Annotated in this window: 11 protein-coding genes; 8 read left to right on the top strand and 3 right to left on the bottom strand. The window is 41.1% G+C overall.

Annotated features, from left to right (window positions below; translation table 11 throughout):
- The first annotated feature begins 192 nt into the window (after positions 1-192).
- Complete coding sequence (gene ezrA, locus LCD34_RS04385) at positions 193-1,896, top strand: septation ring formation regulator EzrA (RefSeq protein WP_007501773.1); 1,704 nt, start codon at positions 193-195, stop codon at positions 1,894-1,896.
- A gap of 40 nt (positions 1,897-1,936) precedes the next feature.
- Here the strand turns inward: ezrA and brnQ (LCD34_RS04380) are convergent, their stop codons facing one another.
- The gene (gene brnQ, locus LCD34_RS04380; RefSeq protein ID WP_224558577.1) at positions 1,937-3,280 is read right to left on the bottom strand and encodes a branched-chain amino acid transport system II carrier protein; all 1,344 of its coding nucleotides are present in this window, start codon (positions 3,278-3,280) and stop codon (positions 1,937-1,939) included.
- Positions 3,281-3,494: 214 nt separating this feature from the next.
- Complete coding sequence (brnQ, locus tag LCD34_RS04375) at positions 3,495-4,838, bottom strand: branched-chain amino acid transport system II carrier protein (protein WP_008343088.1); 1,344 nt, start codon at positions 4,836-4,838, stop codon at positions 3,495-3,497.
- A 202-nt stretch (positions 4,839-5,040) separates the two neighbouring features.
- Here brnQ (LCD34_RS04375) and LCD34_RS04370 point away from each other — a divergent pair, with 202 nt between their 5' ends.
- The 5 genes from LCD34_RS04370 to LCD34_RS04350 all read left to right on the top strand — a co-directional run bounded on the left by LCD34_RS04370 (position 5,041) and on the right by LCD34_RS04350 (position 10,247).
- Positions 5,041-6,183, top strand: coding sequence for a cysteine desulfurase family protein (locus LCD34_RS04370; protein ID WP_046526496.1), 1,143 nt, complete (start codon positions 5,041-5,043; stop codon positions 6,181-6,183).
- 4 nt (positions 6,184-6,187) lie between these two features.
- Complete coding sequence (gene thiI, locus LCD34_RS04365) at positions 6,188-7,393, top strand: tRNA uracil 4-sulfurtransferase ThiI (RefSeq protein WP_008343092.1); 1,206 nt, start codon at positions 6,188-6,190, stop codon at positions 7,391-7,393.
- A gap of 89 nt (positions 7,394-7,482) precedes the next feature.
- On the top strand, positions 7,483-7,695 hold the full coding sequence (locus LCD34_RS04360) for an alpha/beta-type small acid-soluble spore protein (RefSeq protein WP_003216385.1): 213 nt from the start codon (positions 7,483-7,485) through the stop codon (positions 7,693-7,695).
- Positions 7,696-7,915: 220 nt separating this feature from the next.
- Entirely contained in the window at positions 7,916-9,496 is a 1,581-nt protein-coding gene (mbcS, locus tag LCD34_RS04355; RefSeq protein ID WP_017367855.1) for an acyl-CoA synthetase MbcS, read from the top strand.
- 136 nt (positions 9,497-9,632) lie between these two features.
- The gene (locus LCD34_RS04350) at positions 9,633-10,247 is read left to right on the top strand and encodes a LysE/ArgO family amino acid transporter (RefSeq protein ID WP_046526495.1); all 615 of its coding nucleotides are present in this window, start codon (positions 9,633-9,635) and stop codon (positions 10,245-10,247) included.
- A gap of 419 nt (positions 10,248-10,666) precedes the next feature.
- Here the strand turns inward: LCD34_RS04350 and LCD34_RS04345 are convergent, their stop codons facing one another.
- Positions 10,667-11,098, bottom strand: coding sequence for a MarR family winged helix-turn-helix transcriptional regulator (locus LCD34_RS04345; RefSeq protein WP_008343103.1), 432 nt, complete (start codon positions 11,096-11,098; stop codon positions 10,667-10,669).
- A gap of 119 nt (positions 11,099-11,217) precedes the next feature.
- On the opposite strand from LCD34_RS04345, the gene LCD34_RS04340 reads away from it, so the two are divergent.
- Positions 11,218-11,805 carry an NAD(P)H-dependent oxidoreductase gene (locus LCD34_RS04340; RefSeq protein ID WP_017358293.1) on the top strand — a complete coding sequence of 196 codons (588 nt, stop codon included), beginning with the start codon at positions 11,218-11,220 and terminating at the stop codon, positions 11,803-11,805.
- Between the two features lie 105 nt (positions 11,806-11,910).
- Positions 11,911-13,263, top strand: coding sequence for an amidohydrolase family protein (locus LCD34_RS04335; protein WP_108611313.1), 1,353 nt, complete (start codon positions 11,911-11,913; stop codon positions 13,261-13,263).
- The last annotated feature ends 25 nt before the right edge of the window (positions 13,264-13,288 follow it).

The raw sequence follows: 13,288 nt of genomic DNA, 5'->3' as shown, positions 1-13,288 counted from the left end.
ATACATGTGGCCAAATGATAGAAAGCCTGAATGACTTTCTTGAAAAAACATACATAAAACGGTGAATGGATCGTATTGGCAAAAATACAATCCTGCTTATAAAAAACAAATGCAAAGCGGACACGAAAGGGTTCTCAGGTCTACTCGGGACACTACCCTGACATCACTTAGATCACAACAAGGGGGCTCATTATGGAGTTTATCATCGGTTTAATTGTCATTTTGCTTGCTTTGTTTTCAGTCGGTTATTTCCTCAGAAAAAATATATATAAAGAGATTGACCGGTTGGAAGCATGGAAAATTGAAATTTTAAACAGATCAATTGTAGAAGAAATTTCAAAAATCAAACATTTAAAAATGACCGGAGAAACAGAGCAGTTTTTTGAAAGATGGCGTGCAGAGTGGGACGATATCGTCACAGCCCATCTTCCAAAGGTAGAGGAGCTATTATATGATGCAGAGGAGTATTCTGATAAATATCGATTCTCCAAAGCGAAGCAAGTTCTTGCACATATAGGAGATCTGCTCACCGCTGCTGATTCAAACATCGAAGACATTTTAAAAGAGATTGCAGACCTTGTCACAAGTGAAGAGCAAAACCGAAAAGACATCGAGAAGGTCAAAGAGCAATATCAAACGGTACGAAAAAATCTACTTGCTTACAGCCATTTATATGGCACCCTTTATGACAAAATGGAGCAGGACTTGGACGAGGCCTGGGAAGGGATCAAGCAGTATGAAGAAGAGACAGAAAACGGAAACTACATGACAGCAAGGAAAATTTTGCTTGAGCAAGACCGCAGACTCGATCAGCTGCAATTATATATCAATGATGTACCGAAGCTCATCGCAGACTGTAAACAAACTGTGCCAGGTCAGCTGACGAAGCTGAAAGACGGTTATAAAGAAATGACAGACAAAGGCTACAAGCTAGAGCACATCCAGATCACAAAAGAGCTGGAGAACTTGAATAAACAGCTGACCCGTGCGGAGAAGCTGCTGATTGATGAACTCAACTTAGATGAAGCATCAAGCATTCTGCAAATGATTGATGATGCGATTCAGACGCTGTATGATCAGCTAGAAGCAGAAGTAGAAGCAGGTCAGGAAATCAAGAGCAAAATGCCTGAGCTGACAGAAGCATTTGAAAAACTTGAACAAGACCACACGCAGACAAAGGCAGAAACGGCTCTTGTGAAAGAAAGCTACAAGCTGACAGCAGGAGAGCTGGATCAGCAGAAAGCATTCGAAAAACGATTAGAAGAAATTGAAAAGCTCATGAAGCAAATACGAGAGAAACTTGATCGTGACCATGTCGCATACACATTATTAATGGATGAAATCAATCAGCTTGAGACCTTTATCGAGGATGCCAAAACGCTTCATGAAGCGTTTAAAGATCACCTTCAATCGTTACGAAAAGAAGAATTACAGGCAAGAGAAACATTGGCTGAACTTAAAACCATGCTGACAGATACAGTGCGCCAGCTGCACAAAAGCAACATTCCAGGTGTACCTGCTGACATCAAAGACCGTGCTGAAAAAGCGCAGGAGATGATTCAGCAAGTGCAGGAGCAGCTAGAGAATTTGCCGCTGAATATGCCAGCAGTGAACCAGCAATTAAAAGAAGCCTCTGAAACAGTCAGACATGTGGTTGATGAAACACATGACATGCTTCGTAAAGTGGATCAAATTGAACGGATTATACAATACGGCAACCGGTTTAGAAGTCAAAACCACATTCTTTCAGAGCAATTAAAAGAGGCAGAACGAAGATTTTATGCCTATGATTATAACGATTCATTTGAAGTGGCAGCAGCAGCTGTCGAAAAAGCATCACCTGGAGCCGTCCAGAAGCTTTTAACTCAGCAAGAAAAAGAATATCAGCATCAATAAAAAAGCTGAAGTCCATTTTAGGACTTCAGCTTTTTCCATGTTATGAAACTTGTTTTTGGCGTTCTTCTGAAGCAGAAGAAGTGAAAAGAGAGATGACAAATCCAATCACGACTCCGAGTATGGCAGGCATAATCCAGCCTATGCCAAGGTCATATAGCGGCAAGATCGTTTGAAAGAGATCTTTCACAGGACCAATCGGCAGTTTCGCCGCTGCTAAGCCGTCAAACAAACTGACGCAGCCAGTTAAAATCAAAGTAAGGACATACACAGGTCTTCTATGACCAAGCCATTTGTCAGCAAGTGATAAGACGATAATCACAATCGCTAACGGGTAAATCGCAGTTAACACAGGTACTGAAAAAGCGATAATATGAGCAAGTCCAAAATTTGAAATGATAAAACTGAATAATGTGACGAGTGTAACGACCATTTTATAAGAAAGTTTAGGTAATAAATTTGAGAAATACTCTCCGCACGATGTCACGAGACCGATACTTGTAGTTAAACAGGCAACCGTAATCGCCGCGCCTAACACAATATTACCTAAACTGCCAAAAAGAAATTGCGAGGACTGAGCCAAGATTTTACTACCATCTCCAACAAAACCAATGGCGTGTGTACTTGAAGCACCTAAATAAGCAAGTGATAGATAAACAAATGTTAATCCGCAAGCTGCAATGAGACCTGCTTTGATACAAGCAGAAGTGAGTGCCTTTTTACTTGTTATACCACGTCCTTTAATGGCGTTGATGACAACAACCCCAAACACAATAGATGCAAGAGCATCCATGGTTTTATAGCCTTCTAAAAACCCTTTGAAAAATGATCCATTGCTATAGGACACATCAGGTGTGCCAATGACGCCCATCGGTGTCAAAATGGCTTTGACGATAATAATCAAAATGATCGTAAATTTAATCGGTGTTAACACTTTCCCTACACGATCCACAATTTTCGTTGGATTTAGCGCAAGATAATACGTAATACCAAAAAAGGCCAGTGTAAATAAAAAAAGTGAGAGCCAAGCTGGTACACCAGCTAAAAAGGGTAGTGCACCAATTTCATATGAAACCGTTCCTGTACGAGGAATAGCGAAAAGTGGCCCGATAGATAAATATAAAATGACGGTAAACGCTGTACCAAAAGCTGGGTGAGCTTTATCAGCTAATCCTTTTGCATCTCGACCTGTCAAAGCGATTGCAATAATCCCTAGAAGAGGTAAACCGACACCTGTTAATAAAAATCCGCCCATTGCTTTCCACACATTTTGCCCAGCATATTGCCCAAGCTCTGGTGGATAAATCATATTACCGGCGCCGAAGAATAGAGCAAACAGCATAAAACCTATGATAACCGTATCTTTCGTCGACAAAGTTGCCTTCATTGCATTTAAAGCCTCCATTATTATGTTGAAATATTCTGTTAATTAGTTGCTAGGTAACCGTTCATCATTAACAATCACTAATTATAAAGGATGTACGCCTGATGTCAACATGTGTTTTCGTACAAAAGTCATGAATTTTTCTATTTTAGTATATGAAGAACAATAAAAAAACATCCCCTTCTTCTTTGGAAGGGGATGTTTTGATTTGCGATGATTATGAGGCAAGTTGCTTTGGTGGGCTGGTAAACATGGAAATAAGTACACCAATCACAGCACCGATAATAGCTGGTATGATCCAGCCAATGCCTAAATCGTAAAACGGAACAATTGATTTCAAGATGCCAGGCAATCCGCCTAGATTCACTTCGGCAGCTAATAATCCATCAATAATGGCAAAGAAACCAGTAAAGATGAGAGAAGTAATATAAATGATTCTTCTGCCGTTAATCCAGCGGTCAAGGAACGATAATAAAATAATGACAATGGCCAGTGGATAGATCGCTACGAGTACAGGCACCGACAGAGAAATGATTTGTGCCAGTCCGAGGTTTGCAACCAGTGTACTAAATAAAGAGACGATCAGAACGACTGTGCGATAAGACAGGCTAGGGAAGAGCTTTGAAAAATATTCTCCACAAGATGAAATAAGTCCAACACTAGTCGTTAAACAAGCGAATAAAATGGCTGCGCCAAGAACAATGTTACCAGCAGAACCGAATAAAAAGTTGGCAGAAAGTGAAAGTAGTTTTCCTCCTTCATTTGCTCCAACCATTCCCGTGGCATCGGGGCTTGAAGCGCCCACATAAGCAAGTGAAATGTACACGAGTGCCAGTCCAACAGCTGCTACGAGTCCTGCCTTAATACAAGCTGCTGCAAGAGATTTTCGCTCTGTGATGCCTCTGTCCTTAACAGCTGTCACCACGACGATTCCAAAGACGATAGAAGCAAGTGCATCCATTGTTTTATAGCCTTCTAAAAATCCAGTGAAAAGCGGATTTGCCTCATATGTTTTATCTGGAGCACCGATCATTCCCATTGGCGTAGCAATGGCTTTAATGACAATAATAGCAATAACAGTTAATAAGATCGGTGTCAAAATTTTACCAATACGATCAACCAGCTTTGAAGGATTTAACGCAAGCAAGTATGAAATAGTGAAAAACACTACGGTAAAGATGAATAGTGGTACCCATGAAGTGGCTTGGGCACCTGAGAGAAATGGAGCTAATCCTATCTCATACGAAACCGTACCAGTTCGCGGAATGGCGAAAAATGGTCCAATGGATAAATACAGAATCACGGTGAAGATAGTCCCGAATTTAGGGTGTGCTTTATCGGCAAGGCCTTTGGCTCCGGTACCTGTAAGGGCGACAGCAATAACCCCTAATAGTGGAAGACCTACGCCTGTAAGTAGGAATCCGCCGATGGCAAGCCATACGTTTTCACCAGCATATTGTCCAAGAACAGGCGGGAAAATCATATTTCCTGCGCCAAAGAATAATGCAAAAAGCATTAGTCCAATAGCCAATGTTTCTTTTATACTTAAACTATTTTTCAAAATAGTCCCTCCTCAATCAGTGTATTGTGTCAAATTTAAATATTCTGACAATTTAGGTGTTTATATGACAATTGCACTATGGATGATATAGTGAAAATGAAAAGTTGTCAACTGCCATTTTCAGAAAATTCTCTGTCTGACTTCATTATGGTAACATATAAATGCATTTATTTTTTAAGTTTTTTTGTAAGGAGTTTAAGATATGATTTATCTTGATAATAGTGCCACAACAAAGCCTTATCCAGAGGTTTTAAAAGTACATCAGCAAGTGAGTGAGCGTTTTTTTGGGAATCCGTCTTCGCTGCATCAACTTGGAATTGATGCGAGCCGTCTATTAAGTGAAACGCGAAAACAAATCCTTCACTATACAGGCTTTACACAATATGAGATTATTTTTACTTCAGGTGCAACAGAAGCAAATAACATTGCCATCAAAGGGGCTGCTCTTGCCAAGATGAACCGAGGCAGACATATTGTCACAACAGCGATTGAGCATCCATCTGTCATCGAATCGTTTGAACAGCTGAAAACATTATTTGGCTTTGATATTTCCTATATTCAAGTAAATGAGCATGGCCGTGCAGATATGACGCATTTAAAAGAAGTGCTTCGCCCTGATACAGTGCTTGTCAGTCTCATGCATGTAAACAATGAAACAGGCGTGATTCAGCCGATAGAGGAAGCTGCAAGCATCATTCGGACGTATGCCAAAGAGGCGATTTTTCATGTCGACGGCGTACAAGGAATTGGCAAGGTTCCGCTGCCTAAAGAGATGGATATTGATCTTTTAACGATGTCAGGCCACAAGATTCACGGCCTGAAGGGAACAGGTGCCCTCTTTTTAAAGAAAGAGATCGTGCTTGCCCCTTTTATCACAGGAGGAGAGCAAGAACTTGGCCTTCGCTCAGGGACTGAGAACCCTGCTGGAGCTGTCAGCTTAGCAAAAGCCATCAAGCAATCATTTGAACATTTAAACAAGCATCATGATGAGATGATCGCTTTAAAAACAGAGCTAGAGCAACAGCTTGGAAAGATAGAAGGCGTCGTCATAAACACACCGCTGACACATAGTGCACCGCACATTGTGAATTTTTCAGTTCCTGGTATTCAAATTGAAGTCCTTCTGCATATGCTCGAAAAAGAAGGCATTTACGTTTCGACAACGTCTGCTTGTTCTGCTAAGAAAAAGGAACCAAGCCGTGTCCTGCTGGCGATGGGGAAATCAGAAGAAGCAGCCAAAAGCAGTATGAGAATCAGTTTGACATATGGACAAGGACCAGAGCTAGCGCCGCAAATCATCACATCGATCGCACAAAGTGTGAAAAAATTAAAAGGAATGAGATAACAACATGAAGTATGACCATATTTTAGTCCGTTTTGGTGAGATTTCAACAAAAGGGAAAAATAGAAAGAAATTTATCGAAAAACTAAGACAGCATATCCGGTTTGTATTAAAAGACTTTGAAGCATTAAAGTATGCATCTGACAGAGACCGCATTACGATCATGCTAAACGGAGAAGACCCTGAACCGATTTCAGAACAGCTTAAAGGTGTATTTGGCATTCAAAGCTTTAGCCTGGCTGTGAAATGTGAGACAAATCTTGATGCCATCAAAGAAGCGGCACTCTCAGCGGTTCAGGAAGTGTATGAACAAGGAAATACATTTAAGGTCTCAACGAAACGCTCTTATAAACAATTTGAGCTTGATTCAAATGAAATGAACCGAGAAATTGGTGGACATGTTCTAAGGAATACAGACAACTTAACCGTTAATGTGAAACAGCCAGATGTTCACTTGCGAATTGAAATAAGAGAACACGCGTCGTACATTACATTTAAAGATGTAAAAGGTGCAGGCGGACTACCAGTTGGTTCAAGCGGAAGAGCGATGCTGATGCTCTCTGGCGGCTTTGACAGCCCAGTGGCCGGCTATCAGGCAATGAAACGAGGCATTCAAATTGAAGCTGTTCATTTCTTTAGCCCACCTTATACAAGTGAACGTGCCAAGCAAAAGGTCATTGATCTAGCGGAATGCTTAGCTGCTTATGGAGGCGAAGTCAAGCTTCACATCGTTCCTTTTACGAAAATCCAAGAGCTCATTCACAAACAAGTACCAGAAAACTATACGATGACTTCAACGAGAAGAATGATGCTCAAAATTGCAGATAAAATAAGAGCCAAGCGTGATGCGCTTGCCATTATTACAGGTGAAAGCCTTGGTCAAGTGGCAAGTCAGACACTTGAAAGCATGTATGCCATTAATCATGTCACAAACACACCGATCATTCGCCCGCTGATTGCCGTGGATAAGAATGACATTATCGAAGAAGCGAGACGAATTGGCACATATGAGACAAGCATTCAGCCATTTGAGGATTGCTGCACGATCTTTACGCCGCCATCTCCAAAAACAAAACCAAAACTTGAAAAAGTAGAACGCTACGAAAGCTTTGCTGAATTCGAGCCAATGCTTGATGAGGCAGTGGAGCAGATCGAAACAATCGTTGTCACAAATGAAAAGAAAGCAGCTGACAAATTCGCTGATTTATTCTAAATAAAAAATTTCATAATAATTACCATAAAATCAATCGCATGAAGTCATGTGTTTCTACACATTCTATATTCACAAGGAGGTGAGAACACATGGCTCAACAAAACAGACAAAGCAGTTCTAATCAATTAGTCGTTCCAGGCGCTGCACAAGCGATCGACCAAATGAAGTACGAAATCGCTTCAGAATTTGGCGTAAACCTTGGACCAGAAACAACAGCTCGCGCTAACGGATCAGTTGGTGGAGAAATCACTAAGCGTCTTGTATCTTACGCTCAACAACATATGGGTGGCGGATCTTTCTAAGACACACAATTAAAAAGCTATGGCTTATGAGCGGGTTCATTCCCGCTCTTTTTTTGTACATAAATTGTTAGAATATTTTTAAAAAAGAAGACGAAATGAAAAAATTATGGCATAATACTAGGAGTAGGTCCTAATTCAAGCATTTTTCAGTTATGAGTGTTAGAATAGGTAAATTGAAACATGATTCGTTTCATAGAAAGAGGCTAAAAGGAGCTGTACCATGAAAAGAGAAGACTTAATTGCACCAGAACAATATAACTTAGTCAGTGAGATTGAAGCGTTCAGTCATGACCAGGAGAAAATCGCCCTGCACTGGCAGGACGGGAATGGCCATGAAGCGCATGTGACATATGCAGCATTAGTAGAAGAGGCGAATAAAATTGGTCATGTTCTATTAAATGCAGGCTTTAAAAAAGGCGATAAAATCATTGTGATGGTGCCTCGTATGCTAGAGGCATACAGCATTTATTTAGCCATTTTAAAAACAGGAATGGTTGTAATTCCTTGTTCAGAAATGCTTCGCGCTAAAGACATAGATTACCGAATTGAACATGCAGAAGCAAAAGGAGCGATTGTTTACGCATCATTCATTCAATCGTTTGAAGGAACCAACCAGCCAAAAGATTTCAAAACATTCTCGATTGGTGAGAATGATCATGGCTGGACAAACATTGTTGCGCAAAAGGAAGAGCAGTCAAGCGAGTTGAAATTGGCAGACACAACACGTACGGACATGGCATTTCTCTCTTATACATCAGGCACAACAGGTAATCCCAAAGGGGTTGTTCATACACACGGCTGGGCGTATGCACATTTACGTACAGCGGCCAAAGCATGGCTCTCCATTAATGAAGGGGATAAAGTATGGGCAACAGCAGGACCAGGCTGGCAAAAATGGGTGTGGAGTCCTCTCTTATCTGTTTTAGGAAGTGGAGCAGAAGGTTTTGTTTATGGAGGAAAGTTTAATCCGGATACGTACTTAGAGCTGCTTCAAAAAAATGAAATCAATGTTTTATGTTGTACACCAACGGAATATCGGTTTATGGCAAAAGTAGATGACCTTAGTCAGTACGAGCTGCCGAAATTGCATAGTGCTGTTTCTGCGGGAGAGCCGCTTAACCGTGAAGTCATCGATACGTTCAAAAAACATTTCAATATCGAAGTGCGAGATGGTTACGGGCAAACAGAAAGCACGCTGCTAGTCGGGGTGCTGAAAGGAATGGACATCAAGCCAGGCAGCATGGGCAAACCAACACCTGGCAATGAAGTAGAGATCATTGATGAGAATGGCCAAATCTGTGCTCCAGGAGAAATAGGTGACATTGCCGTTCATCTTGAAACGCCGGCTTTATTCAAGGAATACTACAAAGATGCAGAGCGTACAAAGGCGCAGCGCCGAGGGGATTACTTTATTACCGGTGACCGTGCGAAAAAAGATGAAGACGGGTATTTTTGGTTTGAAAGCCGCAGGGATGACATCATTGTCAGCTCAGGTTATACAATTGGTCCATTTGAAGTTGAAGATGCACTGATTAAACACCCAGCAGTGAAAGAATGTGCGGTCGTGGCAAGTCCAGATGAAATCAGAGGATCAATCGTGAAAGCATACGTCGTCCTGCGTGATGCATCTACACAAAGCGATGAGCTGATTAAAGAACTGCAAACACACGTGAAAAATACAACAGCACCGTACAAATATCCAAGAGAAATCGAATTCATTGACGAGCTACCAAAAACTCCGTCAGCGAAAATTCGACGTGTCGAGCTGAGAGAAAGAGAGCTTGCACGAAAATCATCATAACAGTAGAAACAATAAGCGTCTGGATGGAAAATCATCCAGCGCTTTTTTTATTGGACAAATCAAATATGTAAAATTCGTTCATGATGTTTTATGTTAAAATGTGTAAGGATGACTTGAAAAGGAGAATGTTCTGAAAATGTCGATTGCGATAATTCATGGGATTGTGCTTGCTTTTGGTCTTATTTTACCTTTGGGCGCACAAAATGTATTTGTATTTCAGCAAGGAGCCCTTCAGCCTCGATTATATCGCGTACTGCCTGTGGTCATTACAGCTGCTCTCTGCGACACACTTTTAATTACTTTAGCTGTCATTGGGGTTTCGGTTGTTGTACTCACCATTCCTATCTTGCAAATGGGTCTTTTTATCATTGGATTTTTCTTTTTACTTTATATGGGGTGGTCAGTTTGGAACACGAGCTCTGCATCAGGTAATCAAGAAAAGATGGACCTGATGCCCGTGAGAAAACAAATCATATTTGCCTGTTCCGTTTCACTTTTAAATCCTCACGCGATTCTCGATACAATAGGAGTGATAGGAACGAACTCTCTTCAATATCATGGGGCGGAAAAATTGGCATTTACCGCAGCCTGTATCATTGTCTCGTGGTTATGGTTTATGGGTCTTGCCCTTCTCGGGAAAATGTTAGGAAAGCTAGATACAAACGGCAAGTGGATGAACCGGATCAATAAAGCCTCTGCGGTCATGATCTGGCTGGTTGCATTATATATCGCCTATCAGCTTATTGGATAAAGGATACATAGAGCAAAAGAGACGTGATGTTGAACATGTCATTTGAAGAAGCGTTGGATGGAAAACATCCGGCGTTTTTTTGTTGTCTACTGTCTCGGGGCAAGCATCAGTTACATCCTGTTCATTTTCATCAGACATGCTGATGGTTCAATTACCTGTAGGAAATGATCAAAATAGGATCTATGCTACATTATAAAAATGTAATTTAGAGGTTTTAAATGGCTCATAAAGAACAGCGTAAAGGGGCAGTGCTTGCTGTCTTTGATACATTGACGTTTGGTGTACCAGTTTTGCTGTGAAATTTATATAAGAATACGAATAAAACATAGTAGGTTTCATCACGTATCTTTTAGCATCTCTTTACTAATGTGTTCAAAAATCATTTGCATGAGCGATACGCTCATGCTTTTTTCATTCGATCATTTTTTGAAGATGGTTTGATTTAATAGACGGAGGGCTTGTACGATATCATCCATTTGATTTCGGTCAGAGGAAGAAAGGCTGTCCATGAGCATGGATTCAATTTGTTGAAATGCTTTGTCCATACACGCACGGCCTTTTTTAGACAGCATAATGACATGTTTTCGCTTGTCATCTTTATCTTCTTGTCTATCAATGAATTGTTTTTCGTGAAGCTTTTTCAATTCTCTGCTGACATTCGGAAGAGACATGTGCTGACAATCGGCGATTTCGCTAGGTGTTAGCGGCTCACTGACGGCTAACTGCTCCAGAATCAAATATTGTAGAGTGGTTAGATCAGAGGGTTTGATCTTGCTCATCATAGCATGTTTCAGCTCAGAAAAAGTAGAAGCAAATGTGACAAACTCTTTGAAAAAATGTGGGTTTTTCATCCTGTTTCACCTCCTACGTACCATACCAAATTTATTATCAAAAAACAATTATCATTTGACAACTAAAAAAGAGGGGTGTATGCTTTTGGTTATCAAATGATAACTAAAGGAGCCAAGCCATGAATGTACTCATTATTTATACCCACCCCCATCACAATAGTTTAAATGGTGCTTTTTTTAAAGAAATCCTAAAGGGCAGTGAAGAAAATCCAAACGTTCAAGAAGTGAGAATCATCGATTTATACCAAGACAAATTTGATCCTGTACTTATTTTTAATGAAGAGAAAAAAAGACGTGATATGCATAAGGACCCTGAGATTCAAGAATATCAAGAGAAAATCAAATGGGCAGACAACATCGTGTTTGTTTATCCGATTTGGTGGGGGCGGCCGCCAGCCATGCTACTTGGTTTTATTGATCGAATGTTTGCAGCGAATTTTGCTTACCGTCAAACAGGCGGGCTGCTTCCAGAAGGCTTGTTAAAAGGAAAGAGGGCTGTATGTGTATCGACAATGCAAGGACCGACCCACTATCCTTTCTTCTTTTTGCAAAATGCCCACAAGGTGTTAATGAAACGAGCTCTTTTGCAATATGTCGGGATTAAACCGGTGAAGTTCTTTGAATTTGGCATGATGGAAAGTCCAAAAGGGAAGCATGACGTGAAATTAAAACGGATATACAACTATTTTCGGAATATCAGCTCATAAAACCACATTCCTTGAGTCACTTTTCTTCTAATTTGAACCTGTTATGTCTTAAAATGACAGAGAGAGTGAGTGACTCATTCTCTTTATTTGAAAAGGGGGATATGGATGAAGAAAACATTGTTTAAAGATGCGGCTCTTATCACACTTGATCCATCTTTAGGTTTTCTGGAGAAGGGAGATCTATTAATTGAAGGGGCACATATTGTAGAAGTCGGACCTTCGATTGAAGCAAGCGGTGCTGATGTTGTGGATGCGTCTGACATGGTCATCATGCCAGGGCTTGTGGATACCCATCGTCATGTGTGGCAGTCTGTCATACGGGGAATCGGAACAGATTGGTCTTTGCAAACGTATTTGAGCAAAATTTATTATGGCAACTATGGGGCGATGAGACGTCCATCAGATGATCGAATTGCTAATTATTTAGGCGCATTAGAGGCATTAGATGCAGGAGTAACCACGTTTTTCGACTGGACGATGATCAATTCTATGGATCATACAGAAGAACTCATTGGAGGTTTAAAAGATGCGGGTATTCGAGCGGTCTTTGGTTTTGGTACCTCTGGAGATGCAGCGTATTGGGACAGAGAGAGTACGCTTACGAATATGGAAGACGCAGCCCGCGTGAAACAAAAACATTTTCAATCTTCGGATCAGCTGTTGACGATGGGACTTGCCATTCGTGGACCTGAATTTTCTTCATGGGAGACGACCGTTTTTGAAATTGAAACAGCGAGATCACTAGATGCATTATGCAGTATGCACATTGGCTTTGGAAATTGGGGAGCAGCGGATCGATCGATTGAGCGGCTTCATCAAGCAGGGCTGCTCGGGCCTGATTTGAATATGGTGCATATCAATGCAATTGATGCAGATCAAATGAAGATGTTAGCTGACAGCGGAAGCTCCATCTCGATTACACCTGAGATTGAAATGATGATGGGACACGGATATCCTGTCACAGGGCTCGCCATTGAAAATGGCGTTCTGCCAACGCTTGGTGTAGATGTGGTGACAGCGACAGGCGGAGATTTATTTACTCAAATGAAATTCGGACTACAGGCGGAGCGGGCGATTCAAAATCAATCTTTATTGATGGAAGGGACGATGCCAGGGCCTGAACTTGGATTGTCTGCACAGCAAATGCTTGAAGCAGCCACAATAAACGGGGCTCGTGCCTTGAAGCTTGATGACAAAATCGGCTCACTCACACCTGGAAAAGAAGCTGATTTTATCTTGATCGATCGGACAAGCATGAATCTTCTTCCGATGACAGATCCAGCTGGGGCAGTTGTGCAAACGGCACACCCTTCAAATGTTGATTCTGTCTATGTGGCTGGAAAAGCAGTGAAACAAAATGGGAAGCTAGTTGGAGTGAACGTAGAAGAGATCAAACAAAAAGCTTATGCGGCAAGAGATCATATTTTATCGCACAAGTTTGAATCAACGCCATCATAAACAAACAATCCCCATAGGCAGCTGC

This window comes from Bacillus sp. RAR_M1_44 (genome assembly GCF_020165935.1).
Lineage (GTDB): Bacteria > Bacillota > Bacilli > Bacillales > Bacillaceae > Bacillus > Bacillus altitudinis.
Note: the sequence above shows the minus strand (reverse complement) of the source record. Positions and strands in the feature narration are given on the sequence as shown.